The organism is Bradyrhizobium sp. CCBAU 11361, from assembly GCF_028128935.1.
Lineage (GTDB): Bacteria > Pseudomonadota > Alphaproteobacteria > Rhizobiales > Xanthobacteraceae > Bradyrhizobium > Bradyrhizobium niftali.
The window spans coordinates 125,750-149,392 of record NZ_LBJZ01000186.1; the positions used below are offsets into that span (position 1 = coordinate 125,750).

The following is a 23,643-nucleotide window of genomic DNA, read 5'->3' on the forward strand; positions in this document are numbered from 1 at the left end:
GCTGCGATGCTCGCGATGCTGAACAGCAAGCAAATCGTCGATGAGATCGTGAAGGACACGGTCAAAGACAATGATCCGCACGACGCGGTTCAGATCTCGCCGGATATCGTGCTGGCCTCGCGCCCCATCAGCGTTGCCCCCGCGCTGGCGCCTGACGTCACGCCCCGTCCCGAGCCGAAATTCGCGCCGGGGCCCAGGAGCAATCCGGAGCCGAAGTTCAGTCCTGTCGTGGAGCCGCAGCCGGCGGCCCCCTCGGTCGACACCGCGGTGCGCATAACTGCAAGCGATGGTCACGGCCGGCGGAAGCGATCCTCCGTCGGCAAGTGGCTGCGCGGCGCGTTCCTCACGTTTCTGTTCGCGGGCGGCAGCGCCGCTGCCACCATCGCCTGGGAGAAACACGGCGACGTGGCGAGGCAGATGTTCGCCGACTGGAAACCCGTATTGGCGTCGCTGATGCCTTCGTCGCTGACGCCTTCAACGTCACAACAGACGGCGCCGGTCGCGGCCGCGCAGGCCGCTCCGCCCGCGGCGGAAGCGGCAACCGATCAAACAGCCGACCAATCCCCGACGTCGGCTACGGCTCAGTCTGCGGCCGTGCCCGCAGCAACGCCGCCCGAAGCAGTTCAGTCGGTGCAATCGATGACGCGCGATCTCGCCGCGATGGCGCAGCAGATCGAGCAGCTCAAGGCCAACATCGCCGAGTTGAAGGCCGGACAGGAACAGATGGCGCGCGAGATGGCGAAGCCGTCCGCACCGAAGCCGATGGCTGAGACGAGGCCGATCGATCCGCGCCTCGATCCGCGCGCGCGCGTTTCCGCGCTACCGCCGCGGCCTCAAGCCCCGCCGGTTCGCAAGCCGAAGCCGGCCGTGTCGCAGACCTACATGCCGGCGTATTCGCCCGCACCGGTCGCATCACCGCCGCCGCCTTCGCAGGCTGCCGCGGTCCCGCCGCCGGTCGCGCCGGTCACCACGACACAAGCCGTTGCCGATGACGACGGACCTGTCGTGCGTCCGCCAATGCCGCTGCGCTAGACCAACGCAAGGCGATGCACGGCGTCGCTCACGCAGCGTCACTGCAAGCTGTCCGACTCGATGTGATGCGTTGAGTCCGGGCGACTACGGAGATCGATGCTTCGATCGTCTTCCGCCAAACGAATCCGCCAAGAGAAAAGGCCGTCGGGATCTATGCCGACGGCCTTCTCTTGCAACTGCCGGTTCCCGGAGCCCGGTTCTGTTGCAATTCCATGCCTCATGATCACGCTGACATATTTAATAAAATCTTAACACGCCTGCGCGCTGCACATGATTTCTGCGCCATACGCACAGAGATTGCGCGCTTCGCTCGTTCGATAAAGATCGACTCAGTGGTACCATCCGACATGTGTTGAGACTTCCGTTGAAGACTTGTTTTCCAGACTTGTCGTCGAGACTTGGGTCGTCACAGCGGGGAATTCAGATGCCGTACTACTACTTCGATCTCGTGGTTGGTGAAGAGTTCAAGAACCAGGGCGGAATCATCCTCGAAGACATCGAGGTCGCCTCGGATCGCGCCCAGCAACTGGCCAACGAGCTGTCGCAGGTGAAGCCGGAGCTTCAGCAAAAGGGCTGCGCGGTGCGCGTCACCGACCGCGATCACAACGAGCTCTATCGCACGCCGCTAGATCCCGTGCCGGCCTGGCAACGCTAAGCTACTCCAGCACCGGCGCGTCGAACCAGTTCGTCAGCGACAATCCGCCGTCAACGACGAAGGCTGCGCCGGTGACGTAAGCTGACAGCCTGTTCGACAATACGGTCAGCGCCATCGGCGCAAGGTCTTTTGCCTCGCCGAGACGCCCGAGCGGGATGTGCCGCGCCAGCGAGGCATCCGCGACGAAACCGCCGGCCGCGATCGCACCGGGCACCAGCGCGTTGACGCGGATGCCGTGGCGCCCGAACGTCTTGGCGAGCTCCTTCACCAACATCGCCATCCCCGCCTTCGCCGTCGAGTAATGCGGCAGGTTGCGCGGCGTGGCCGCATGCAGCGAGGTGAGGAACAGGAACGAGCCGGGCCGCTTCGCCGCGATCAGCCGCTTGGCGATCTCGCGCGCCAGGTGAAAACCTGCATCGAGATTGACGGCGTGCATCTCCTGCCAGGTTTGGCGATCGACCGCGAGCGCATGATCGGCCTCGCGCCGCGGCGGCGAGGCGCTGTGCACGAAATGCGTCACCTGCCCCAGCGCGGCGTGTGAAGCGGCAAGCAGCGCATCGCAGGCGTCCAGCTCGGCGAGATCGCCGACCCAGGGCACCGCGTGTTCTGGCCGCTCGCTCGCGCCGATTGCGGCACTCACCCGTTCCGCACTCAGATCGGCGAACACGGTCCGCACGCCCTCGCCGACCAGGGCCTCCGCGATCGCGCGACCGATGCCGTTGCCCGCGCCGGTGACGAGCGCCGTGTCGTGCTGGGGATCGAACGGCGTGCTGAACAGGCTCATGGCGCTCTCCGGGTCCGGGAGGAGCCAATTTAACGCAACGCACGCAGACGCGACAATTGCGTCCCGGCACCATTGCGGAGCGGCGCGCCGGACGCTAGCCTCCCAAAAAAATCGAGGAGGGACCAAGGATGCGCTATGGTTTTCTGATGGCAGGCCTGTTGCTGATCGCCGCACCTGCCCGGGCGGAGGATCATCCACGCTCGGCCTATGTGACGATGGTCTTGCAGGCCTTCGCCGCCAGGGTCGAGTGCCCCAACACGGATCTCGTCTATCAGGACCTCGTGCAGAAGGCACAGCAGATGCAGCTGCCCGACGGCACCACCGAGAAGGTGCGCAAGGCAATCGCCTGGATGCATACCGGCGGCAAGATGGGCGAGAAGCAGGACGACGACCTGATGGCCGAGGTCGCGGTCGCGACGCAGGCGACCGATATGGACCAGCGCCGTCTCGGCATGCCCGGCTGGTGCGAGGCCCAGAAGACCAACCTCGCCGGCCTGATCCGCAGCAAGGGCGGCTAACCGGCTTTTCCAGGCGTTAAGCACACAGCGGCGGAACCGCCGCCGCGGCCAATAATCGTCACAATCCTCGCCAGCATGCGGGCCTCTTCGAATTCGAACAGGGACCCCCTCATGCGGAAGATCCATTTCGTCTTCGCCGGCACGCTCGCGGCCGTCACGGCGCTGACCGTCCCCGTGCTGGCGAAGAATTCAGACACCCAGAAAGCCGAGGGCAAATCGCCCTCCTCCACCTGCAGCGCGTATCAGCAGGCACCGGATGGTACCTGGGAACAGCTTCCCTGCAAGGAGACCGGCGATCGCAGTCAGCCGCAAACCCAACGGTCCCAGTCGCAAGGAACCGAGCACGAGGACCGCTGAGGCGTTTCCTGTCCGGCGATCAGCTATGGTGCGGTCCGCGCATGATCTTCATGGCATCCTCGATGTGACGCCACTCCTTGGCCTCATCGGCCTCGCCGCGGCCCTCGCAGGCCTGGGCCTGCTCGGCGGCCTTCGCAATCGCAGCGAAGCCGTGCCGTTCGAGCATCTGGCGTGCGACGGTGTGGATTTGGAGCTCCGATATCATGGGCGCTCTCCCGTTTGATGGAACCGCAGTGCACGCTTGGTGGGTCCGCGGATTTCCTACAACGATCAAGTCGCAGGTCTCGTTCCGATCATCCGCAGCGACGACAAAAGGCGGCCCGCCATGCCCGGCGGACCGCCTTCTCACCCACCCCAAAACCTGAAATCGCCGGCCGCGTCCCCTACGCGACCGCCACGCGCTTGCGCTCGAAATCGTTGGGCACCTCGATATCGACCTCCAGGGTCGACACCTCGTCGCCGCGCTCGAGCCGAACGATGACCTTGGTCGGATCCAGCATGACGTGCCTGGACACGACAGCGAGGATTTCCTCACGCAGCACACCGAGCAGATCGGGCTGGCCGCGCATTCCGCGTTCATGGGCAAGCAGGATCTGCAACCGTTCGCGTGCGACGGGTGCCGAGGCCTTCTTGCCGCGGAGAAGTCGAAGCAGACCCATGCTCATGCAGCCCTCCGTCGCAGCAGACGATCCATCAGACCTCTGCGCTCGGCGGGAACGTGCATCGTGACGTTCTCGCCGCAGAGGCGCTTGGCGGCGTCCATATAGGCCCGCGCCGGCGCGCCGTCCGCATTCGACAGGGTCACCGGTGTGCCGACGTTGGACGCCTTCAACACGTCCTGGCTCTCGGGAATGATGCCGAGCAAGGGCGTGGCAAGGATCTCGAGGATGTCGTCGATGGTCAGCATCTCGCCGCGCGCCGCGCGGGAAGCATCATAGCGGGTGATGAGAATGTGCTTCTCGACCCGCTCGCCCTTCTCGGCCCGCACCGTCTTGGAATCGAGCATGCCGATGATGCGGTCGGAATCGCGCACCGAGGAGACTTCCGGATTGGTGACGATCACGGCCTCGTCGGCAAAGCGCATCGCCATGGAGGCGCCGCGCTCGATGCCGGCCGGGCTGTCGCAGATCACCCAGTCGAAACGGCCGCGCAGATCGTCGATGACCTTGCCCACGCCCTCTTCCGTCAGCGCGTCCTTGTCGCGGGTCTGCGAGGCCGGCAGCAGCCACAGATTCTCCAGCCGCTTGTCGCGGATCAGCGCCTGCGGCAGCTTTGCCACGCCCTGCACCACGTTGATGAGGTCGAACACCACGCGGCGTTCGGCGCCCATCACGAGATCGAGGTTGCGCAAGCCGACGTCGAAATCGACGACGACGACCTTGTCGCCGCGCTGCGCGAGCGCAGCCCCCAGCGCGGCGGTCGTCGTCGTCTTGCCGACGCCGCCCTTGCCTGATGTTACGACCAGTACCTTACTCATCTGAAATGTCTCCTTTGCTGGTCAGTTCAGCGCTGTAATTCGCATGGTATTCCCCTGCAGCCAGGCCTGCGCCGGCTTGCCGCGCAAGGCGGCGTCGATGTCGTCCGCAGTCTGGTAAAACCCGTCGATTGCAAGCAGTTCAGCCTCGATTTTCTGGCAGTAGATGCGCGCGCTCGTGTGACCGTTCACGCCCGCCATGGCGCGGCCGCGCAGCGCGCCATAGATGTGGATGGAGCCGCCGGCGACGACCTCGGCGCCGGAGCCGACCGAGCCGAGGATGGTGACGTCGCCTTCGGGGAAGATCACGGTCTGGCCCGAGCGCACGGGGGCCTCGAGCAGCAACGAGGTTGGCTTGGCCTCGGCCTTCGCTTCGGCCTTTTTCGGCGCGCTCGGCTCGACCACGCAGCTGCGCCCGCCCGAGAGCAGCGGCGGCATCATGGGGGTCAGCCGGCCCTCCTCCACGCCCTCGATTCCGAGCACGCGGATGTTGCGATCCTGAAGGCTGGTAAGCAGATGATTGATGCCGGACTGGCTGAGATCGACCGAGGACAGGTCGATCACCACGGGCCGGCCGGCGAAGAAGCCCGGCGAACGCGCGATGGTGGTGTCGATCTCCTGCAGCCAGTCCTGGATCGGAACCGTCGGCACGAACACGAAGGCCACGTAGGAGCGCCCGCGCAGGCGCACCATTTGGCGTTGGACTTTTGCTGCAGCCTCCATGGCGGCCGACTCGTTCCCTGTTATTGAATGGTTAACGATGCGGCGGATATGGTTAACGGCCGGTTAATTTCTCCCTGGGGCTACGTGAGGGGTGGCCTGGGCTTGCCCGTGGGCATGGACGCGAGACAGCCGCCTCAACCTCCAGTGTCGTCCTGGCGAAGGCCAGGACCCATACCGCGGAATCTATCGATTGCGGACGGTGGGAGTACCGAACGACAAGTCTTCGCCAAACGACGTCTTGGGGTAATGGGTCCTGGCTTTCGCCAGGACGACGAAGCCCCCCTACTTCTTCACCTTGCTCGCATCCATCTTGATGGCGGGATCCAGCATCCTGGTCGTGAACGCCGTCGTCACGTCGAACGGCTTCTCCATGCCGAGATAGGTCTGGACCAGCTCGTAGTCCTTCTTCATGCGCTCGCCGTCGATCCAGCCGAGGCTCTTCGTCGTCGTGAACTCGTCCGTCATCAGGAACTTGATGCGCTCCCACTGGCGCACCTGGTTCTCCTTGTCGAGGCCGGAGACCTGGTCGAGCAGCGCCTTCAGGCACGGGGTGACGTCGGCGACGCAGGCCGCGAAGGCCTTCTGCGTGACGCGCACGAACTCCTCGACCAGCTTCGGGTTCTTCTGGAGATAGGCACCATTGACGATCAGCGAATTGCCGTAGGGGTTGAGGCCGATGTCCTTCCAGTTGACGTAGCCGAGATCGGGTCCGAACTCGATCACCTTGAGGTCGTGCTCGTTGTAGAAGTCGCTGATGATGTCCACGGTGTGGCTCTTCAGCGCCGCGATCTTCGCAGTCGGCCCGACATTGACGAAGCCGACCGCATCAGGCGCAAGCCCTGCGGCCTTGGCGAAGGCCGGCCACATCACGCGCGAGGCGTCCCCGGGCGGATTGCCGATCTTGTGGCCGGCGAAATCCTTGACGCCGTTCACGCCGTAGCTCTTCAGCCAGTAGAAGGTCTGGCCGGTGTTGGCGTAGACGCTCATCACCGCGACGGTGTCGGCGCCCTTGCTCTTGGCCACCAGCATGGTGGCGAGGTCGGCGACGCCGAACGGCGAGCCGCCGGAGCCGACCTTGGCGGCGGAGACGCCGGAGCCCTTGCCGGTCTCGATGGTGAGGTCGATGCCGGCCTTCTCGTACCAGCCTTGCGCCTTCGCGTAATAATAGGGCGAATGATCGGCCGTCGGCGTCCAGTTCAGGATCATGTTGACCGCCTCGCCCGCGTTCGCGGGCACGCCCGGCAAACCGAGCATCAGGGTCACAACCGCCGCCTGCAAACGCTTCATCGCATGTCTCCTCAATGCCGCGACCCGGCTTGTCGCTCTCCCCTTGTGAGGATACCAATGCAACAAGCCCGCCCTCCACTTGTCAACTGTTTGGTTGGAAATGCCCGCAAAACGATCTGGCGACACCGTGCCGCAGCGGCGCGACCCCGTTGCCACCCGCAAGAAGCTGCTCACCGCGGCGCGCCTGGAATTCGCCCGGCACGGCCTTGCGGGCGCCCGCGTCGACGAGATCGCCGAGCGTGCCGGCGTCAACAAGCAGCTCGTCTACCACTACTTCGGCGACAAGGACACGCTCTACCTCGCCGTGCTCGAATGGGTCTATGAGGACATCCGCGAGCAGGAGCGCAGGCTCAATCTGGAGGGCCTGCCGCCCGACAAGGCGATCCGCCGGCTGATCGAAGCCTCGTTCGACCACCTTGCGGCACACCCTGATTTCATCGTGCTTCTGAACGACGAGAACCGCGGCGGCGCCCGCCATGTCCGCGGTTCCACGCGGCTGGAGGCGATGCATTCCCCGCTGGTGAAGAGCGTCTCCCACATTCTCCAGGAGGGCGTGCGTAGCGGACTTTTCCGCAAAGGGATCGACCCCGTCCAGCTCTACATCTCCATCGCGGGCCTCAGCTATTTCTTCTTCTCCAACACGCCGACGTTGTCGGCGATCTTCGGCAAGGACCTGTCGAGCCGCGCCCAGCGCCGCGCCCGCCGCAGGCATGTCGTCGACCTGGTGCTCCAGTCGCTCCGCCCATAATCAACCAACTGGTTGAAACTTGCCCCGGGGACGGTTAGGCTTGCCGTCGCGGCGGAGAGGCCGCGAGCAACGGGGAGCCAAAAGGTGGCAGGTGACGGAGCAGGCCCGGCCCGCAACTTTGCGATCATCCTGATCGTGCACCTCGCCGTGCTCGTGCTGTGGCAGGTCGCGGTCGATGCCTTCCACGTGCCGAAATTCATCCTGCCCTCTCCGCTCGCGACCGTGCAGACGCTGGGAACCGCGAGCTATGCCTGGGGCGCCAATACGCTGGTGACGGCGATCGAGATCCTCGGCGGCTTTGCGCTCGGCGCATTCGTCGGCGTCACCCTCGCGGTGATCTTCAGCTGGGCGCCGCTGGTGAGCCTCGTGCTGCTGCCGCTGTTCGTGACGCTGAACATGATCCCGAAGGTCGCGCTCGGCCCGCTTCTGATCGTCTGGTTCTCCTACGGCATCGTGCCGAATATCCTGATCGCCTTCAGCATCTGCTTCTTCCCGATCCTGCTCACCACCGCCCGCGGCCTGCGCGAGGTCGAGCCGGACCTGCTCGATCTCGTCAAATCGCTGCGCGGCTCGCGCTGGACGCTGTTCCGCAAGATCCAGCTGCCGGGATCGCTGCCTTACGTGTTCTCCGGCATGAAGGTCGGCGCCATCCTGGCGGTCGCCGGTGCCATCGTCGGCGAGTTCATCGCCTCCGAGCGCGGGCTCGGCTACCTGATGATCCAGGTGCAGTCGTCGCTCGACACGCCCGCGATGGTGATGGCCGTCGTGCTGCTGACGCTGCTCGGCGTCGCCCTCTACGGCCTCGTGCTCGCCCTCGAACGCATGTTCGTCGTGGGCGACGCCCGGCAGACTTAGCTAAAGGAACGATCCATGCTCCTCACCCGCCAGACGCTGCCGAAGACCATTCCGGATATCGCAGCCCTCGACGATCTCCTGTGCCGGCCGACCCAGGCGCTGATCGACGACCTCGCCAAGGTCGAGGGCGACATCATGATCCTCGGCGTCGCCGGCAAGATGGGCCCGACGCTGGCGGGGCTCGCCAAAGCGGCCGCACCGGATCGCCGCGTCATCGGCGTGGCGCGCTTCAGCGAGGCGGGCGTCAAGGATTGGCTGCATGGGCGCGGCGTCGAGACGATCAATTGCGACCTGCTCGATGAGGCCGCGATCAAGGCGCTGCCGAAGGCGCCCAACATCGTCTTCATGGCCGGCCGCAAGTTCGGCGCCGAGGGCGATCTGTCGCTGACCTGGGCGATGAACGCGCATGTGCCGGCGCTGGTCGCGCAGGCCTTCCCGTCGTCGCGGATCGTCGCGTTTTCGACCGGCTGCGTCTATCCGTTCGTGCCGGTCGACGGCCAAGGCGCGACCGAGGACATCGCGCCGAACCCGCCCGGCGAATACGCCCAGTCCTGCGTCGGCCGCGAGCGCATGTTCGAATATTTCTCGCGCAAATCTGGAACGCCCGGCCGGCTGTTCCGGCTCAATTACGCGATCGACATGCGCTACGGCGTGCTGCACGACATCGCCACCAAGGTCCTCACCGGCACGCCGATCGACGTCAGCCTTGGCCATGTCAATTTCATCTGGCAGGGCGATGCGTCCGCGCAGGCGCTGCGCTGCCTCGCCCATTGCACGGCGCCGACCTCGCCGATCAATGTCAGCGGCCACGAGATCCTGGCGGTGCGCGATCTCGCGGCGAAATTCGGCGCCCGCTTCGGCCGCGCACCGGTGCTGACCGGCAAGGAGGAGCCGACGGCGTGGCTCACCGATACCTCGCAGGCGGTCGGGCTGTTCGGCCTGCCGGTCGTCGACACCGAGCAGTTGATCGCCTGGACCGCCGACTGGGTATCCCGCGCCATGCCGAGCCTCGGCAAACCCACCAAATACGAGGTGCGCGATGGCCGCTACTGACACCCCGCCCATCCTCAAGCTGGGCGCCGACGACGCCATCGCCGGGCTGGTGCTGTCGGTCGAAGCGCACTGGAACCAGACCGAAGAGGACTGGCGCATCTTCCTGCGCGATGGCGTCGTGTTCGGCATTCGCGACGGCATGCGGCTGGTCGCAACCGCAGCGCTGCTGCCCTATTCCGGCAACAACGCCTGGATCAGCATGGTGCTGGTGACGGCGACGCATCGCCGCCGCGGCCTCGCAACGCGCCTCGTCGATGCCTGCCTGGAAACTGCGCGCAAGAACGGCCTGACGAGCTGGCTCGACGCAACGCCCGACGGGGCTGCCGTCTACGGGCCGCTCGGCTTCACGCCGACACTGCAATTGCGCCGGCTGAAGCTGGCGAAACCCTCGCGAGCCGAAGCGCCGCGACCTTCTTCCGCGACAATCGAGGCGCTTCGCGCGCGGGACCGGCGGGCCACCGGCTTCGACCGGAGCGCCCTCCTCTCCGCCTTCGCACAACGCTCCGGCTCGCGCATCGTCTCCGCGGACGGCGCCATCGCGCTGGTTCGCGACGGCAGAACCGCCCGCCATATCGGCCCGTTGTTTGCGAATGACGCCGTGGAAGCATTGGCTCTGGTTGGTGCGATCGTCCGATCCGAGACCGCCCCTCTGCTGATCGATGCCGTCGCGTCACAAGGCGCGTTCCTGGAAGGATTGACCGCATCCGGCTGGACCGTCGAACGGCCGTTCCAGCGCATGCGCTTCGGCCCCGCCACCGCTACCAGCGAGGAAATGCCGTTCGCCGTCGCCGGCCCCGAATTTGGATAGGACATCATGCACCACAGCCAGATCAACAGCGACATCCGCAAGCTGATCGCCGAGGGCACCGTGCTGCCGGCGCACCCTCTCGCGCTCACCGCCGAGCGAAAGCTCGACGAGAAGCATCAGCGCGCGCTGACGCGCTACTATATCGACGCCGGCGCCGGCGGCCTTGCGGTCGGCGTGCACACGACGCAATTCGCGATCCGCGACGTCGGCCTCTACCGTCCCGTGCTGGAGCTCGCCGCCGAGACCGCCGCGAGCTGGACCAGGCGTCCGTTGGCGATGGTCGCGGGACTTGCCGGTTCGACCCGGCAGGCAACCGCCGAGGCGCGCACGGCCCGCGACATCGGCTATCAGGCCGGCCTGCTCAGCCTGGCCGCGATGAAGAGCGCCTCCGAGGACGAGATCATTGCGCATTGCGCTGCGGTCGCCGCCGAGATCCCGCTGGTCGGCTTCTATCTCCAGCCGGCCGTCGGCGGCGTCATCCTGTCGAGCCGGTTCTGGCAGCGCTTTGCCTCGATCGACAACGTCATCGCGATCAAGATCGCGCCGTTCAACCGCTACCGCACGCTCGACGTCCTGCGCGGCGTCGCGGCGGCGGGGGCGCTCGACCGCGTCGCGCTCTACACCGGCAATGACGATCACATCCTGCTGGACTTGATGCTGCCGTTCGACCTGCGCGACAACGGCGTCACCACGCGGACCTACTTCAAGGGCGGCCTGCTTGGCCACTGGTCGGTGTGGACGGCGAGCGCGATCAAGCAGTTCGAGCGCTGCAAGGCGGCGCGACACAAGGACAGCGTGCCAGCGGATCTGCTCGCGCTCGATGCCCGCGTCACCGATTGCAACAGCGCCTTCTTCGACGTCGCCAACAACTTTCACGGCTGCATCGCCGGCTGCCACGAGATCTTGCGGCGTCAGGGCCTGATGCAGGGGCTGTGGTGCCTCGATCCGGCCGAGGGCCTGAGCCCCGGCCAGAAGGAAGAGATCGACCGCGTCTGCCGCGAGCACGCCGACCTCAGCGACGATGCCTTCGTGGCCGCCAACCTCGACAAATGGCTGGCATGACGGAAGAGCCCTTCATCAGCCTGCGCGGCGTCCGCAAGGTCTATCGCAGCGGCGGAGCCGAGTTCCTGGCGGTCTCCGACGTCACGATGGACGTGCAGGAAGGTGAGCTCGTCTCGCTGGTCGGCCCGTCCGGCTGCGGCAAGACCACGGTGATGAAGATTCTGGCCGGCCTGCACGGCGCCGACGGCGGCACCGTGAAGATCGGTAATGCCACAAGCCCATTCGACCCGACCCGCGACATCGGCATGGTGTTCCAGCAGGCGCTGCTGCTGAAATGGCGGACGATTCTGGACAACGTGCTGCTGCCGGCCGAGATCGTGGGCTTGCCGATGAAAGCCGCGCGCGAGCGGGCGCGCGATCTGCTCAATCTGGTCGGGCTTTCCGGCTACGAGCAGAAATATCCGCAGCAGCTCTCCGGCGGCATGCAGCAGCGCACCGCGATCGCGCGGGCCTTCATCCACGATCCCAAACTGATCCTGATGGACGAGCCGTTCGGCGCGCTGGACGCCTTGACGCGCGAGCAGATGAATCTGGAGATGCTGCGGATCTGGCGCGAGAGCGGCAAGACCATCATCTTCGTCACGCATTCGATCCAGGAAGCGGTGTTCCTGTCCTCGCACTGCGCCGTGCTGACCGCGGGCCCGGCGAAGATGGCCGATTACCTTTCCATTGACCTGCCCTTCCCGCGCGACCTTCCGCTGAAGACCACGGATGCGTTCGGCGCCTACGCACGGCGTATCTATGCAAAGCTGGGGCTGGGCGCGGCGTAGACCGCTCCCTCCGCCGTCATTCCGGGGCGCGACGAAGTCGCGAGCCCGAATCCATCGGGCGGCACTACACGCGGTGAAATGGATTCCGGGTTCGCGCCAAGAGGCGCGCCCCGGAATGACGGTACAGTTTCCAGGGCGCGGCGTAAGCGCCGCGCCCTCTTCCCACACTCAGGTCTTGTTGCGCATCTTGCTGAGCAAATAGTTGTCGTAGAAGTTCTCCGCGATCTGCGTGTAGAACAGCAGCTCCTTCATATACGCGTCGTGGCTCTCCTTGGTCCGCTTGAACAGGTCGCTCTTGGCGGCGAGCTCGTTCAGATGGTCGTGGGTCGCGTTGTAGCAGGCCTCCAGCACCGGCTGCGGGAACGCCTTCAGCTCGGCGCCGTTGGCGATCAGCCGCTTCAGCGCCGCCGGATTCACGCTGTCGTACTTCTCGAGCATCCAGGCGCCGGCCGCCGAGGCGGCCTGGTTGACGATGGCCTGATACTGTTTCGGCAAGCTTGCCCACTTCTCGTCATTGACGATCACGTGCAGCATGGCGCCGCCTTCCCACCAGCCCGGGAAGTAATAGTATTTGGCGACCTTCTGGAAGCCGAGCTTCTCGTCGTCATAGGGACCGACGAACTCGGCGGCGTCGATCGAGCCCTTCTCCAGTGCCGAATATACGTCACCGCCGGCGAGCTGCTGCGGCACGATGCCGAGGCGCGCCAGCACATGACCGCCCATGCCGGCAATGCGGAATTTGAGGCCCTTGAGATCGTCGACGGTCTTGATCTCCTTGCGGAACCAGCCGCCCATCTGGGTGCCGGAATTGCCGCAGAGGATCGCATGCGCCTTGAACGGCTTCAGCGCCTCGTTGGCGAGATCGGCGCCGCCGCCGAAATGCCACCAGGACTCCTGATGGCGATGGTTCATGCCGAACGGCGCGCCGGTGGCATAGGCCAGCGCCGGCTCCTTGCCGATGTAGAAATAGAGCGGCGTCTGCGCCATCTCGACGGACGCCGCGCTGACGGCGTCGAGCGCCTGCAAACCGGGGACGAGCTCGCCGGCCGCAAAGGTCTGGATCTGGAATTTGTTGTCGGTGGCCTCGGCGACGTATTTCGCGAAGGTCTGCGCCGTGCCGTAGATGGTGTCGAGCGATTTCGGGAAGCTCGAGGTCAGGCGCCATTTGATCTCGGGCGCGCCTTGCGCAATCGCAGGTGCGGCAACCAGCGTCGTCGCGCCGGCGACCGCGCCACCCTTGAGGAATGTACGGCGTTTCATGATGGGGTCTCTCCCTAAAGCAAGGCTTCAAATGGATGATTTGGGCCACGGTCTTCGCGGACCGTTTGCCCGTTCCCGTCGCCGAGTTCAAGCCGTGAGGGGAAGGCCTGCAGCCCGGATAGAGCGCAGCGTAATCCGGGGTTCGTGCCACACGGAAGGTCGTACGGTGTGGTTTGGTCTGTCCCGGATTGCGCTTCGCTCCATCCGGGCTACGAAGTGCCGCCTTAAAGCAGCTTGGCGCTGACGAACAGCACCCGCACGGCGTTGGTCGCCTGCACCGCGAGCATGGCGTTGCCGGCGGCGCCTTCCAGGGCCGCGATGGCTTCCTCATGAAGCGAGCGGAATTCCATCCACTCGACCGACTTGAAGTTGGTGAGGAATTGATAGGCCTGGCCGACCGTCGCGATCGCCAGCGTGTCGCCGTTCAGCTTGATCTTGAACGTCGTACGCAGCGGGGTCTCGGAATTCTGGGGATCACTCATGGGCTGCTTCTGGACGAGGACGGCTTAACGAAGGGGAAATGGCAGCCCCGCCGCGGCAGGCAAATATCAGGAATCGGTGCTGGCGCGCTGCGAGGCGGTCGCCGATCCTCTCAGGCTCGGCACCACGACCAGGCGGTTGAACTCGCCATTGTCGTAGGCCTTGAGGAAGCGCTCATAGTCCTTGATCGAGACGCAGCCGTTCGAATCGCCGCGCGGCCCGAGCATGTAGTTGTGGGTGAGAAGGCCGACGCGGCCGAGCGCGCTGGTGCCCTCAGTCGGTGTCAGGCGGAGCGCCCGGACACCATGGAACAGTTTTTCGCGCGGCTTCAGATCGTAGGTCGCCGGCGGGGTCGCGCCCACCATACGCTGGTCAACATGCTGTGGATCGTCCATCAGCGGGCCCATGCCCGAATGCGCTTCCAGCGCGACGCCGCTCGGCAGGTAAAGCGCCTTGGCCGAGATGTCGTAGACCGCCGTGCGCGAATCGTAGCCGAGGGCGGCAAGATCCGGCGCCCTGCCGAGCAGGCCGCTGTCGGGCGTCAGCGAGGCCAGCTTGATCTTGTCGGTGAATTTTTCGAAGAAGTTGCGGTTGTCGACCTTGGGGCTGGTGTCGGCAAAGGCCTGGCTGGACGCGATCTGGGCCGAGAAGTCCGCCTGCACCGGCCGCGAACGCGGCATCGGGACCGCGTCGGCGCGCTGCGAGGGCTGCCGCTCGTCAACCGGCGGCCGGTCATCCTCGGTCAGGATCGAGCGCCAGTCGTCGCCCTGGAGTCTCTGGGCCAGCATCGCCTTGGCATCGCGCAGCTTGAGCTGGACCGCATTCAGGGCGGAGCGCTCCAGCGTCCGCAGGCCGAGCTCGCGGGCGGCCTGGCTGCCAGATGCCGAAGCGAAACGGTCCTCGAACGAAGGGGCGTTGGCCGGCGGCAGCGCGGCGGAAACCAGCGGGGTCGAATCGCCCATGTCGGCAACCCAGGCGGCAGCACCGAGCGACAGCGCAACGGCGGCCAGAGACAGCAATAGCGTCTCGGCCCGCCCGATACGGCGGCGTGACAACAGCCTCTCGGCTCTTGCGGTGTCGGAAACCATCAGATCCCCAAATCGACCCCCGGGGGACCCACCCCCACCCGGAGACTCTATACCAGCTACCACATTGGGAGCCAAAAGTTAGGCATAATCACGGCCGGCGAGGCGCCCCAAAAAGGTATCCAATGACCTCTCCTTTCGATCTGGACCGGTTCGTTCAGGCCCAAAACCCGGTCTATCCCACCGTGACCGGGGAGCTGTCCCGGGGCCGGAAGCAGAGCCACTGGATGTGGTTCGTCTTCCCGCAGGTTGCCGGCCTCGGCTTCAGCGCCATGGCGCAGCGCTACGCCATCGGCTCGCGCGCGGAGGCCGAAGCCTACCTCGCCCACCCCGTCCTTGGCCCGCGCCTGATCGAGTGCACCAGGCTCGTGCTCGCCGTCCAGGGACGGACCATCAACGCGATCCTCGGCGCGTCTGATGACGCCAAATTCCGCTCCTCGATGACGCTGTTCGGCGCGGTGTCGGACGATCCCATTTTCGGCGAGGCGCTCGCCCGGTACTTCGCAGGCGAGCGCGACGGAGCGACGCTGGAGATCCTGTCGCAGCTCGATCCGCCGGCGTAGCGATCAGCGGCCCTGAAAGACGGCAGCGCGACGCTCGATGAAGGACTGAATGCCCTCTTTGGCGTCGGCGCTGCCGAGCACGCGGTCGCGGATTTTCGGGATGTAGGCGATCGCCGCCGCCTCGCCGCCTTCGACATATTTGGCCGCCGCTTCCTTGGTGACCTGGATGCCGAGCGGCGCATTGCGCGCGATGATGGCGGCGAGCGCCATCGCCCGCTCGATCTGCTCGCCCGGCGGCACGACCTCCTGGACGAGGCCGATCGCATGCGCGCGCTGCGCCGAAAACTCATCGCAAAGGAACAGGTGGTACATCGCATCGCCCCAGCCGGCGCGCGACAGGAAGCGGAAATGCGCACCGCCCAGCGGCGCGATGCCGCGCTTGGCCTCCATCTGGCAGAAGCGTGAATCGTCGGCCGCAACCACGATGTCGCCGGCGAGCATCAACTCGATGCCGATCGTGAAGACGATGCCCTGCACGGCGGTCACGATCGGCTTGCGGCAGCGCTTGTTAAGCCCGAACGGATCGACATTGCCGTCCTTGATGTTGCGCTTCTCCGCGGTGGGACCGAAGAATTTCGGCATGTCGAGACCGGCGGTGAAGTCCCTGCCCTCGGCGCAGATCACGCCGACACGATAGGCCTCGTTGTCGTGCAGCTCGGTCAGCGCATCGGACAATTGCTCCATCATCACCGGGGTGAACGCGTTCTTCTTCGCGGCGTTGTCGATGATGACCTTGAAGACGTGGCCGTACACCTCGGTGCGGATCTGACCTTCGCTCATGTGTTTCTCTCCGGATCGTTGGTGTTGGCAGGAAGTCAGGCCGGCAACTGAATCGCCGCACGGATCGCCTCGATCCGCGCCGGCGTGAACACGCCGGAGTCCAGAAGCTGGAGGATCGAGAGCACGCCACCGCGCGATCCCCAGCTTCCCTCGTCGATGATCTCGAAATTGACCCACCAGGTCGGCGACGGCGCCGGCATGCCGCAGGCCTCCGCAAGCCGCGCCAGCACGTTGCGGATCACCTCGGCCCGCACCTCGGCGGGCCAGGCAGCGTCCATCACCGCAATATTGACGGTGATAATGTCGCGCGGCGTGTCCTGATCGGACAGCAACCGGCCGTCGATCGCCATGCAATCGGGCGGCAGGTCGTGGAAGTGCACCTGAAAACCCATCCGCGCCGCCGGCGCGTGCTGACCGACTTCCGGCACAAGCACGGCGTCGGTCAGGCTTTCCGCGAGAAGCCGGCGCTGCGGCAGGCCGAGCCGTCCGGCCGGTGCGGCCACGGTGATGATGGTCAAACTGGCACCTCTCTCACAAATATGACACTCGTCATATTTCAGGACAACTTGCCTATGTCAAGCGTCATAGTCTAGATGGGGGCAGCCAATCGTGGGACCCCGATGACCGCCACCACACGCGACAAGATGATCGCCGGCGCCGCCGACCTGATGAGCCGCCGCGGCGTCAACGCCACCAGCATGCGCGACGTCGTCCGTCACACGGCGACACCGCGCGGCTCGATCAGCCACCACTTTCCCGACGGCAAGCGGCAATTGATCACCGAAGCCGTGACCTTCGCCGGCCGGCAAGTATCCATCCCCCTGGAAAGAGCCATGAGCGAACGCGGCGTGATCGGCGGTCTCAAGACTTTCGTCGCATCGTGGCGCCACCGGTTGGAAGCAACGGGCTTCGAGGCCGGCTGCCCCGTGCTCGCCGTCGCCGTCGACCGCTATGTCGGCGAGCCCAGCGACAAGGACGACGCGGCGGCGCAGCAGCACCTGCTCGACCTCGCCGATGGCGTGTTCACCGATTGGCGCCAGATCATGCGCGCAGCCTTGCTGCGCGAAGGGTTGGCTGCGGAACGGGCGGAGCGGCTTGCAACGCTCGTCGTCGCCTCGATCGAAGGCACGGTCGCGATGTGCCGTGCGAGCCGCAGCGCGGATGCGCTCGATCAGGTTCAAGGGGAGCTGGAGATGGTCCTCTCCGCCGCCCTCGCCCGCACGGCCGGATAGGATGGAGACATAGTGATGGATTTGTCCCGACAGCGCGAGCTCGCCCGCCATCTGGCCGATTTGCGCCGCGAGGGCCGGCAACGAAGCGGACTCGAAGAGCGGCTGGTGCCGCCGGATGCGGACACGGCGTATCGTGTCGCGCAGATGGTGGAAGAGGAATTGGGCTGGGACGTCGTCGGCTGGAAGATCGCCGGCATGAAGGCGGGGCTCCAGCGCCAGCTTCGCATCTCCTCGCCGATCTACGGGCGAGTGTTCGCACCCCTGATCAAGGCCTCGCCCGCAAACGTCGAGCACGCCAGGCAATGCAGCCCGATTCCGGAAGTCGAGTACCAGGCGCGGCTCGGTGCCGACCTGCCGCCGCGTGCAAAGCCCTATACTGTGGACGAGATCGGCGATGCCGTTGCCTCGCTGCATCCCGGCATCGAGCTCGCGGAGTGCCGCTTCGTTCATGACGCGGCGTTTCCGCCGATGCCCGCCATCATGGCCGACGGCTCCGGATCGGGAACGATCGTGCTTGGAGAAGTCCATCGCCGACTGGCGCAATCGCGACATCGCCAATCAGGACGTCATTCTCAATTGCAATGGTGCCGAAAGGCGCCGCGGCAGCGCTGCGGAGGCGATCGACCATCCGCTGGTGCCGCTCACCTGGCTCGCCAACGAGCTGTCACGGACCGGCATCGGTCTCAAGGCCGGCCAAACCATCAGCACGGGCACGCTGACGGGCATGCTGCGGCCGAAGGCGGGGGAGACTTACGTCGCCGATTTCGGTCCTCTGGGAACTGTCAGCGCGACCTACGCCTAGGAGCGTCGCCCAACGGACGCGGGCGCGTGAAGCATGCCGGCCGGCATCGTAAACCCGGGATTAACACCGGCTGCCTATCTTCCGTGCAAAATCATTCTCCCGCGCCAATTGCCGGACAGATCATGAAAATCGGAACGCTCCTGACCACCGCCATCGTCTCGCTCTCGACCGTGGGCGGCGGCCTCGCGGTCTACGTCGCCGTGACGAAATACCAGACGATGGAGCGGATCACCGAGGCACAGGGGCGGCTCGCGATCGTCCGCGCTGCCAGCGACATCCCGCGCTATCTCAACCCCGAGCGCGGCTTTTCGACCAACATCCTCTATGGGCCGGCGAGCATCGACCCTGCGCTGCTCGCCGAGCAGGACAAGCTGCGCAAGCAGACCGATGGCGCCCGCGACCGGATGAATGCGCTACGCAAGGAGTTGCCCGGCCCGTTCGACGACGGCGCCACCACCGGCAACAACATCGACGGCATCAATTCGAAATTCACCGCGCTGCGCGAAGCCATCGACAAGGCGCTCGCGGGACCTGCGGAGGCGCGCAAGGACGCCGCCAAGAAGATCGTCGCCGACAACGCCGTGCTCAACGGCGCCGTGACCGCGCTGCTCAACGAGCAGGTCCGCCGCATGGCGATCCTCAACGGCGACGCCTACCGGCAGGCCAGCTACGCCAATATCGCGATGACGCTGCGCGACGTCGGCGGCTTCAACTCCAGCCTGCACAAGAACCTCGTCGGGGGCAAGAAACCGGCGACGGACGCCGAGAAGGCCGAGATCAGCCGCTCGCAGGGCCGCAACGACCAGATCGTGATGGCGCTGCTCGAATTGCGCGGCAACCCGGCAACTCCGGCGAACGTCGCCGCTGCCCTGGAGAAATTCAACGCGGTCTATATCGAGGAGTTCGGCCGCGAGCTCAAGCTGGTCAAGGATGGCGCGGTCAGCGGCAAGTACGAACACGACATGGACACCTATTACGCCGCCACGCAGCGCGGCCTCAGCACCATCATCGAGGTCCGCGACGCGTTCTACGACAATGCCGAGCAGATCCTCGCCGGCGCTTCGGCAGCCGCGCGCACCAGCTTCACCATCGCGCTCCTCGGCCTTGCCGCCGTGCTGATCGCGAGCGTCGGCCTCGTCGTGACGGTCCGCCGCCGCGTCTGCGCGCCGATCGTCGACCTCACCACGCGGATGTCGCGGCTGGCCGATGGCGACGTTGCCGAGGAGATCCCGGGCGCCGAGCGCTCCGACGAGATCGGGGCGATGGCCGCGGCCGTCCAGGTGTTCAAGGACAACATGATCAGGGCCGACCGGCTCGCGGCCGAGAAGCAGGCCGAGAACGACGGCAAGATGCGCCGCGCCCACGCACTCGACGAGCTCACCCGCGCCTTCGAGGCCAAGATCACCGAGCTCGTCGGCGGCCTGTCCCGGGCCTCCTCCACCATGGAGAGCACGGCGCAGTCGATGACCTCGACGGCGGCCCAGACCAACAGCCAGGCCGCGGTCGTCGCCGCCGCCTCGCAGCAGACCTCGACCAACGTGCAGACGGTCGCCAGCGCCACCGAAGAGCTGACCTCCTCGATCTCCGAGATCGGCCGTCAGGTCGCACAAAGCACCGAGATCGCGGCCCGCGCCGTCGACAATGCCCGCCGCACCGGCGACACGGCACGGGCGCTCGCCGAGGGCGCGCAGAAGATCGGCGACGTCGTCACCCTGATCCAGAGCATCGCGGAGCAGACCAATCTCTTGGCGCTGAACGCGACCATCGAAGCCGCCCGCGCCGGCGACGCCGGCCGCGGCTTTGCCGTGGTCGCGTCTGAAGTGAAATCGCTGGCCGGCCAGACCGCCAAGGCCACGACCGAAATCTCCGAGCAGATCGCGGCGATCCAGTCCGCGAGCGACGAGACCGTGGCTGCGATCCGCAACGTCGCCGACGTCATCGGCGAGATCGACCAGATCGGCACCGCGATTGCCGCGGCGATCGAGGAACAGGGCTCGGCGACCAAGGAGATCGCCCGAAGCGTCCAGGAGGCCGCCCGCGGCACCCAGGAGGTCAACACCAACATTTCAGGCGTGCAGCGCGCCGCCGACGACGCTGGAGCGGCCGCCAGGGAGGTGCTGGGCGCGGCCGAGCAGCTCTCGACCCAGTCGCGCGATCTCGCCGGACAGTTCGACCGCTTTCTCGGCGAGGTCAGGGCCGCCTAGGCTCCGGACGGCACGCAGATTCGTAGCCCGGATGGAGCGAAGCGTCATCCGGGACGGTGCCGTTGACGTACGATATACGGCACGTCTTCGCGGTGAGGGATATCAGTAAGGCGGCGCCTTGCGCGCCCGCTGCGCCTTGGCCGCCTCGATCCACCATGCAAGGTCGTCGGCAAAGCGCGGGAACGAACGCTCCAGCGCCTTGCCGCCCTCGCCGATCGGCTCGGCGTCCGCCGACAGCGTCTGCGCGATCGGGCCGACACCGATGGTGCTCGACACCACCACCATGCCCATCTCCGACAGCGTGCCGTGCCAGGCGGTCGCCGCGCGCGCGCCGGACAGGCGGCCGGCGGAATAGCTCACGATCGCGGCCGGACGCCAGAACCATTCTTCGAGGAAATGGTCGGTGAGGTTCTTCAATCCGGGCTGAATGCCCCAATTGTATTCCCCGGTGACGAAGACAAAACCGTCGGCGCCGCGGATCTGCCCGGCCAGCTTCTCCAGCGCCTCGGGCGCGGCGCCCTTGGGATATTCCTTGTACATGCGGTCGAGCATCGGCAGGCCGATCGCCTTGGCGTCGATGAACTGGACATCCTCGCCGCGCTCGCGCAGGCGATTGATGACGAAATTCGCAAGGCGGATGCCCATGCGGTCGGAACGGTAGGAACCGTAGAGGACGAGGATGCGATTGCTCATGGCGGGCAGGCTAGCACGAAATGACGGAACGGACCCAATCCGATTGTCTCGCTACGCCCTTCGCCCACGCTCCAGCGTTTGCGACGGCGTCTCGCCGAACTGGTCGCGATAGCTCTTGGAGAAGTCGCTGAGATGCCAGAAGCCGAACGCCAGCGCCACGGCCTTGACGCTGTCGGCTCCCGCGAGCAGCCGCCTGCGCACCAGCCACAGCCGGCGCAGGCGTAAATAGCGGTGCAGGCTCATGCCGCGATAGCGGCGGACGACATCATGCAACGTGCGGACGGAAAGGCCGAGCTTGTGCGCGATCTCCTCGCTGTAGATGGGCTGTGAGAGATCGCCGGACAACAGCGCGCGGATTTCCTGAAATGTCTTGAACTGCCGCCCGTCGTTCGGTCGCACCGTCCATCGCGCAGGAACCAAATCGGCGAACGCGGCATCGACTGCCCCGAACAAGGACTCCTTCATCGCCGCGGCCTTCAGCGGCACATCGGCGGGATCGATGGGCTCGGACGCGGCGGCCACCACCTCCCTGACAACTTTCCGTAGCCAGTGCAGCGCCGGCGTGCTCGTCTCGAAAATCTTGAAGCAGGAGTGCGTCTCGGGCCAGCCGCGGTCCGTGACCTCTGGTCGGAAGATGACCGAGGCGATTTGCCGCTCCACTTCCTCAATGGTGTTGTAGGCCGCACCGCTGCCGCCGATGACGATGACCGCGCGGTCGCGTTGTGCGCCGTTGAAGCGAATGGGAACTTCAAGGTCGTCCATCGCAAAACCAACCGCCGTGCAATCCGCGATGAGCTGCGCATCCACGACGCGCGGAAACGACCGCGTCACGTTAACGTCGCAGCCGGGCAGTTGCAAAATGATCTGCTCGGCCGCAATCGTTCGCACGAACGGCGTGAACTCGAAATTCAGACCGCGGATCGCGTTGCGAAACTCATCCACGTCTGTAAAGCGGAATATCTTTGGCGCCAGCCCAGGCGCATCATCAATATTGGTCATGGCAAATGAAAAGCAGCGTCGCGAAACGACGCGCATCCGGCGACAGTACCGGTCTGATTCCCCCCTTTCGGTTGCCCGTTAGATCGAAAGAATCATCCTATCCCCTCTCGATCAGTTGGCGATGGTCCAATTCAAAGGACAAGTGACGGTTCCCGCCCTGCCAAATTTCGATAGCGTTTCCAGTGAAGACGACGGTGCGGCGATACCCGAGAGATTACGTGCGTAAGTCCAAATTAACAACTATGAGGCGCAATGAAACTCGTTGAATAGTTGAAGTCATTTGAATTTCAGGCTCCTGCCATGATGGCAAATTCGCCTGCTGATATTCTTGTCGAATTGGAAGAAGCGGTCGCAGCGAGCCCGCCGGAGCGCTGCGCGCGTATCCTCTCCGACATTGTGCAACTTCTCACTAGCAGGCACGACAGGGCCCATGAAAAGCTCGTCAACGTAGTCGACAGCATCCTCCTGCGCCTGGCTGAGAGAGTCACTTCCAGCGCGCTCGTCCAGCTCAGCAAGGCACTTGCTGAATTCAATGTTGCACCGCAGGACACATTGCGGCACCTGGCTTCGCACGACGATCCGGAGGTGGCGTGCCCGATCCTGCTCAAATCGCAGGCATTGTCCGCGCTCGACCTTGAAGCGGTGGCGAGGTCCTGCGGCGAAAGGCACCAGCTTGCGATTGCGACCCGAGACAAAGTCGAAGCGGCCGTAGCCGAGGCACTGGTCAGGCGCGGTGGCCGCGCGATCTACCTTGCGCTGATCAAGAACCCTGGAACGAGATTCTCCGGTGCGGCCTATGCCGGGCTCATTGAGAAGAGCGCGGCGGATAGCGAGATCACGAAGACGCTGGCGCTCAGGCCGGGCACACCCGACGTCGTCTTGCGCAAGTTGCTCGCTGCTCCATCCGGTGAGAATGCGCCGGCCAAGCCCAACGCTTCCTCCGTGCCGCCGGCGCAAGACGCCGCCTCGAGCCCAATACCCGCTCGAATCGTACCAAAACGGCCTTGCTCGACCGACTATGCGAACGCAAGGCCCGAGATCGTCGCACTCAGCCGCGTCGGCAAGCTCAACGACTCCACAGTGAACCGCTTCGCGATCCGCGGTGAGATGGCCAACCTCTTCACGGCATTGTCGGTGCTTTCCGCGGTCCCGATCGAGATCATCGAGCACGTGATGACCGATGCCGACTGTGAGGGCCTGGTCATGGCCTGCCGGGCGTCGCGCCTGAACTGGCAGACCACGCTCGCGATCCTCAGCAACCGCGGCGGTGCACGTCTCTCCTTTGCCGAGCGCGAACGAGCGCAGCAGATTTTCGACACGCTTCTATTGTCGACCAGCCAATGGACAGTGCGCTGGGGGGAAATTGCAGCGAGTGCCAACACAAGCGATCCGGGGCGGCACAAAAACGGGGGGTAACCG

The 23,643-nt window shown here is 65.4% G+C and carries 28 protein-coding genes; 15 read left to right on the forward strand and 13 right to left on the reverse strand.

Annotated features, from left to right (window positions below):
- Positions 1–6: 6 nt before the first annotated feature.
- Together XI08_RS27325 and XI08_RS27330 are read left to right on the forward strand one after the other, a co-directional pair.
- Positions 7–1,032, forward strand: coding sequence for a hypothetical protein (locus XI08_RS27325; RefSeq protein WP_271576739.1), 1,026 nt, complete (start codon positions 7–9; stop codon positions 1,030–1,032).
- Positions 1,033–1,456: 424 nt separating this feature from the next.
- A complete protein-coding gene (locus tag XI08_RS27330; protein ID WP_027542526.1) occupies positions 1,457–1,687 on the forward strand; it encodes a DUF6894 family protein in 231 nt (76 codons plus the stop codon).
- 1 nt (position 1,688) lies between these two features.
- Here the strand turns inward: XI08_RS27330 and XI08_RS27335 are convergent, their stop codons facing one another.
- Positions 1,689–2,471, reverse strand: a complete 783-nt coding sequence (locus XI08_RS27335; protein ID WP_271576740.1) for an SDR family NAD(P)-dependent oxidoreductase — start codon at positions 2,469–2,471, stop codon at positions 1,689–1,691.
- Positions 2,472–2,599: 128 nt separating this feature from the next.
- Here XI08_RS27335 and XI08_RS27340 point away from each other — a divergent pair, with 128 nt between their 5' ends.
- Both XI08_RS27340 and XI08_RS27345 read left to right on the forward strand, forming a co-directional pair.
- Positions 2,600–2,989, forward strand: a complete 390-nt coding sequence (locus XI08_RS27340; protein WP_025575372.1) for a hypothetical protein — start codon at positions 2,600–2,602, stop codon at positions 2,987–2,989.
- A gap of 111 nt (positions 2,990–3,100) precedes the next feature.
- Positions 3,101–3,346 carry a hypothetical protein gene (locus XI08_RS27345; protein WP_271576741.1) on the forward strand — a complete coding sequence of 82 codons (246 nt, stop codon included), beginning with the start codon at positions 3,101–3,103 and terminating at the stop codon, positions 3,344–3,346.
- A gap of 19 nt (positions 3,347–3,365) precedes the next feature.
- Here XI08_RS27345 and XI08_RS27350 read toward each other — a convergent pair whose 3' ends face one another.
- The 5 genes from XI08_RS27350 to XI08_RS27370 all read right to left on the reverse strand — a co-directional run bounded on the left by XI08_RS27350 (position 3,366) and on the right by XI08_RS27370 (position 6,830).
- Entirely contained in the window at positions 3,366–3,551 is a 186-nt protein-coding gene (locus XI08_RS27350; protein WP_271576742.1) for a hypothetical protein, read from the reverse strand.
- 178 nt (positions 3,552–3,729) lie between these two features.
- The gene (gene minE / locus XI08_RS27355) at positions 3,730–4,011 is read right to left on the reverse strand and encodes a cell division topological specificity factor MinE (RefSeq protein ID WP_271576743.1); all 282 of its coding nucleotides are present in this window, start codon (positions 4,009–4,011) and stop codon (positions 3,730–3,732) included.
- The gene (gene minD, locus XI08_RS27360; protein WP_025575380.1) at positions 4,008–4,823 is read right to left on the reverse strand and encodes a septum site-determining protein MinD; all 816 of its coding nucleotides are present in this window, start codon (positions 4,821–4,823) and stop codon (positions 4,008–4,010) included. The genes minE and minD overlap by 4 nt, the downstream gene beginning before the upstream one ends.
- A gap of 21 nt (positions 4,824–4,844) precedes the next feature.
- The gene (gene minC / locus XI08_RS27365; protein ID WP_025575382.1) at positions 4,845–5,543 is read right to left on the reverse strand and encodes a septum site-determining protein MinC; all 699 of its coding nucleotides are present in this window, start codon (positions 5,541–5,543) and stop codon (positions 4,845–4,847) included.
- A 282-nt stretch (positions 5,544–5,825) separates the two neighbouring features.
- Positions 5,826–6,830, reverse strand: a complete 1,005-nt coding sequence (locus XI08_RS27370; protein WP_271576744.1) for an ABC transporter substrate-binding protein — start codon at positions 6,828–6,830, stop codon at positions 5,826–5,828.
- A gap of 100 nt (positions 6,831–6,930) precedes the next feature.
- Here XI08_RS27370 and XI08_RS27375 point away from each other — a divergent pair, with 100 nt between their 5' ends.
- The 6 genes from XI08_RS27375 to XI08_RS27400 all read left to right on the forward strand — a co-directional run bounded on the left by XI08_RS27375 (position 6,931) and on the right by XI08_RS27400 (position 12,126).
- On the forward strand, positions 6,931–7,578 hold the full coding sequence (locus XI08_RS27375; RefSeq protein WP_271576745.1) for a TetR/AcrR family transcriptional regulator: 648 nt from the start codon (positions 6,931–6,933) through the stop codon (positions 7,576–7,578).
- Between the two features lie 84 nt (positions 7,579–7,662).
- Positions 7,663–8,433, forward strand: coding sequence for an ABC transporter permease (locus XI08_RS27380; protein WP_271576746.1), 771 nt, complete (start codon positions 7,663–7,665; stop codon positions 8,431–8,433).
- 15 nt (positions 8,434–8,448) lie between these two features.
- Positions 8,449–9,486: an NAD-dependent epimerase/dehydratase family protein gene (locus XI08_RS27385; RefSeq protein WP_271576747.1), complete on the forward strand. Its 1,038-nt coding sequence runs from the start codon at positions 8,449–8,451 to the stop codon at positions 9,484–9,486.
- Positions 9,473–10,294, forward strand: coding sequence for a GNAT family N-acetyltransferase (locus XI08_RS27390; RefSeq protein ID WP_271576748.1), 822 nt, complete (start codon positions 9,473–9,475; stop codon positions 10,292–10,294). Before XI08_RS27385 ends, XI08_RS27390 begins: the two co-directional genes overlap by 14 nt.
- Positions 10,295–10,300: 6 nt before the next feature.
- Positions 10,301–11,356, forward strand: a complete 1,056-nt coding sequence (locus XI08_RS27395) for a dihydrodipicolinate synthase family protein (RefSeq protein ID WP_271576749.1) — start codon at positions 10,301–10,303, stop codon at positions 11,354–11,356.
- The gene (locus XI08_RS27400; RefSeq protein WP_271576750.1) at positions 11,344–12,126 is read left to right on the forward strand and encodes an ABC transporter ATP-binding protein; all 783 of its coding nucleotides are present in this window, start codon (positions 11,344–11,346) and stop codon (positions 12,124–12,126) included. Before XI08_RS27395 ends, XI08_RS27400 begins: the two co-directional genes overlap by 13 nt.
- Before the next feature lie 168 nt (positions 12,127–12,294).
- Here the strand turns inward: XI08_RS27400 and XI08_RS27405 are convergent, their stop codons facing one another.
- The 3 genes from XI08_RS27405 to XI08_RS27415 form a co-directional block, all read right to left on the reverse strand.
- Positions 12,295–13,386, reverse strand: a complete 1,092-nt coding sequence (locus XI08_RS27405; protein ID WP_271576751.1) for a TRAP transporter substrate-binding protein — start codon at positions 13,384–13,386, stop codon at positions 12,295–12,297.
- 224 nt (positions 13,387–13,610) lie between these two features.
- Positions 13,611–13,868, reverse strand: coding sequence for a hypothetical protein (locus XI08_RS27410; RefSeq protein WP_027542512.1), 258 nt, complete (start codon positions 13,866–13,868; stop codon positions 13,611–13,613).
- A gap of 66 nt (positions 13,869–13,934) precedes the next feature.
- The gene (locus XI08_RS27415) at positions 13,935–14,885 is read right to left on the reverse strand and encodes a DUF2778 domain-containing protein (RefSeq protein ID WP_271576773.1); all 951 of its coding nucleotides are present in this window, start codon (positions 14,883–14,885) and stop codon (positions 13,935–13,937) included.
- 191 nt (positions 14,886–15,076) lie between these two features.
- Between XI08_RS27415 and XI08_RS27420 the strand changes: the two genes are divergently transcribed.
- Positions 15,077–15,514, forward strand: coding sequence for a DUF1810 domain-containing protein (locus XI08_RS27420; protein ID WP_271576752.1), 438 nt, complete (start codon positions 15,077–15,079; stop codon positions 15,512–15,514).
- A gap of 3 nt (positions 15,515–15,517) precedes the next feature.
- Here the strand turns inward: XI08_RS27420 and XI08_RS27425 are convergent, their stop codons facing one another.
- Both XI08_RS27425 and XI08_RS27430 read right to left on the reverse strand, forming a co-directional pair.
- Positions 15,518–16,294 carry a crotonase/enoyl-CoA hydratase family protein gene (locus XI08_RS27425; protein WP_271576753.1) on the reverse strand — a complete coding sequence of 259 codons (777 nt, stop codon included), beginning with the start codon at positions 16,292–16,294 and terminating at the stop codon, positions 15,518–15,520.
- Positions 16,295–16,329: 35 nt separating this feature from the next.
- The gene (locus XI08_RS27430) at positions 16,330–16,812 is read right to left on the reverse strand and encodes a tautomerase enzyme (RefSeq protein WP_271576754.1); all 483 of its coding nucleotides are present in this window, start codon (positions 16,810–16,812) and stop codon (positions 16,330–16,332) included.
- Positions 16,813–16,938: 126 nt separating this feature from the next.
- Here XI08_RS27430 and XI08_RS27435 point away from each other — a divergent pair, with 126 nt between their 5' ends.
- The 3 genes from XI08_RS27435 to XI08_RS27445 all read left to right on the forward strand — a co-directional run bounded on the left by XI08_RS27435 (position 16,939) and on the right by XI08_RS27445 (position 20,532).
- Complete coding sequence (locus XI08_RS27435; RefSeq protein WP_271576755.1) at positions 16,939–17,526, forward strand: TetR/AcrR family transcriptional regulator; 588 nt, start codon at positions 16,939–16,941, stop codon at positions 17,524–17,526.
- A gap of 514 nt (positions 17,527–18,040) precedes the next feature.
- The gene (locus XI08_RS27440; protein WP_271576756.1) at positions 18,041–18,328 is read left to right on the forward strand and encodes a hypothetical protein; all 288 of its coding nucleotides are present in this window, start codon (positions 18,041–18,043) and stop codon (positions 18,326–18,328) included.
- Between the two features lie 122 nt (positions 18,329–18,450).
- On the forward strand, positions 18,451–20,532 hold the full coding sequence (locus XI08_RS27445) for a methyl-accepting chemotaxis protein (protein WP_271576757.1): 2,082 nt from the start codon (positions 18,451–18,453) through the stop codon (positions 20,530–20,532).
- A 102-nt stretch (positions 20,533–20,634) separates the two neighbouring features.
- Here the strand turns inward: XI08_RS27445 and XI08_RS27450 are convergent, their stop codons facing one another.
- Entirely contained in the window at positions 20,635–21,225 is a 591-nt protein-coding gene (locus XI08_RS27450) for an NADPH-dependent FMN reductase (RefSeq protein WP_271576758.1), read from the reverse strand.
- 51 nt (positions 21,226–21,276) lie between these two features.
- Positions 21,277–22,224, reverse strand: coding sequence for a helix-turn-helix domain-containing protein (locus XI08_RS27455; RefSeq protein ID WP_271576774.1), 948 nt, complete (start codon positions 22,222–22,224; stop codon positions 21,277–21,279).
- A gap of 300 nt (positions 22,225–22,524) precedes the next feature.
- Between XI08_RS27455 and XI08_RS27460 the strand changes: the two genes are divergently transcribed.
- On the forward strand, positions 22,525–23,640 hold the full coding sequence (locus XI08_RS27460; RefSeq protein ID WP_271576759.1) for a DUF2336 domain-containing protein: 1,116 nt from the start codon (positions 22,525–22,527) through the stop codon (positions 23,638–23,640).
- Positions 23,641–23,643: the final 3 nt, after the last annotated feature.

What these genes read in the sequence shown, in the direction of transcription:
- XI08_RS27325 (WP_271576739.1), top strand. Translation starts at nt 7, where the DNA reads ATGCTCGCGATGCTGAACAGCAAGCAAATCGTCGATGAGATCGTGAAG.
- XI08_RS27330 (WP_027542526.1), top strand. Translation starts at nt 1,457, where the DNA reads ATGCCGTACTACTACTTCGATCTCGTGGTTGGTGAAGAGTTCAAGAAC.
- XI08_RS27335 (WP_271576740.1), bottom strand. Translation starts at nt 2,471, where the DNA reads ATGAGCCTGTTCAGCACGCCGTTCGATCCCCAGCACGACACGGCGCTC.
- XI08_RS27340 (WP_025575372.1), top strand. Translation starts at nt 2,600, where the DNA reads ATGCGCTATGGTTTTCTGATGGCAGGCCTGTTGCTGATCGCCGCACCT.
- XI08_RS27345 (WP_271576741.1), top strand. Translation starts at nt 3,101, where the DNA reads ATGCGGAAGATCCATTTCGTCTTCGCCGGCACGCTCGCGGCCGTCACG.
- XI08_RS27350 (WP_271576742.1), bottom strand. Translation starts at nt 3,551, where the DNA reads ATGATATCGGAGCTCCAAATCCACACCGTCGCACGCCAGATGCTCGAA.
- minE (WP_271576743.1), bottom strand. Translation starts at nt 4,011, where the DNA reads ATGAGCATGGGTCTGCTTCGACTTCTCCGCGGCAAGAAGGCCTCGGCA.
- minD (WP_025575380.1), bottom strand. Translation starts at nt 4,823, where the DNA reads ATGAGTAAGGTACTGGTCGTAACATCAGGCAAGGGCGGCGTCGGCAAG.
- minC (WP_025575382.1), bottom strand. Translation starts at nt 5,543, where the DNA reads ATGGAGGCTGCAGCAAAAGTCCAACGCCAAATGGTGCGCCTGCGCGGG.
- XI08_RS27370 (WP_271576744.1), bottom strand. Translation starts at nt 6,830, where the DNA reads ATGAAGCGTTTGCAGGCGGCGGTTGTGACCCTGATGCTCGGTTTGCCG.
- XI08_RS27375 (WP_271576745.1), top strand. Translation starts at nt 6,931, where the DNA reads ATGCCCGCAAAACGATCTGGCGACACCGTGCCGCAGCGGCGCGACCCC.
- XI08_RS27385 (WP_271576747.1), top strand. Translation starts at nt 8,449, where the DNA reads ATGCTCCTCACCCGCCAGACGCTGCCGAAGACCATTCCGGATATCGCA.
- XI08_RS27390 (WP_271576748.1), top strand. Translation starts at nt 9,473, where the DNA reads ATGGCCGCTACTGACACCCCGCCCATCCTCAAGCTGGGCGCCGACGAC.
- XI08_RS27395 (WP_271576749.1), top strand. Translation starts at nt 10,301, where the DNA reads ATGCACCACAGCCAGATCAACAGCGACATCCGCAAGCTGATCGCCGAG.
- XI08_RS27400 (WP_271576750.1), top strand. Translation starts at nt 11,344, where the DNA reads ATGGCTGGCATGACGGAAGAGCCCTTCATCAGCCTGCGCGGCGTCCGC.
- XI08_RS27405 (WP_271576751.1), bottom strand. Translation starts at nt 13,386, where the DNA reads ATGAAACGCCGTACATTCCTCAAGGGTGGCGCGGTCGCCGGCGCGACG.
- XI08_RS27410 (WP_027542512.1), bottom strand. Translation starts at nt 13,868, where the DNA reads ATGAGTGATCCCCAGAATTCCGAGACCCCGCTGCGTACGACGTTCAAG.
- XI08_RS27420 (WP_271576752.1), top strand. Translation starts at nt 15,077, where the DNA reads ATGACCTCTCCTTTCGATCTGGACCGGTTCGTTCAGGCCCAAAACCCG.
- XI08_RS27425 (WP_271576753.1), bottom strand. Translation starts at nt 16,294, where the DNA reads ATGAGCGAAGGTCAGATCCGCACCGAGGTGTACGGCCACGTCTTCAAG.
- XI08_RS27435 (WP_271576755.1), top strand. Translation starts at nt 16,939, where the DNA reads ATGATCGCCGGCGCCGCCGACCTGATGAGCCGCCGCGGCGTCAACGCC.
- XI08_RS27445 (WP_271576757.1), top strand. Translation starts at nt 18,451, where the DNA reads ATGAAAATCGGAACGCTCCTGACCACCGCCATCGTCTCGCTCTCGACC.
- XI08_RS27450 (WP_271576758.1), bottom strand. Translation starts at nt 21,225, where the DNA reads ATGAGCAATCGCATCCTCGTCCTCTACGGTTCCTACCGTTCCGACCGC.
- XI08_RS27455 (WP_271576774.1), bottom strand. Translation starts at nt 22,224, where the DNA reads ATGACCAATATTGATGATGCGCCTGGGCTGGCGCCAAAGATATTCCGC.
- XI08_RS27460 (WP_271576759.1), top strand. Translation starts at nt 22,525, where the DNA reads ATGATGGCAAATTCGCCTGCTGATATTCTTGTCGAATTGGAAGAAGCG.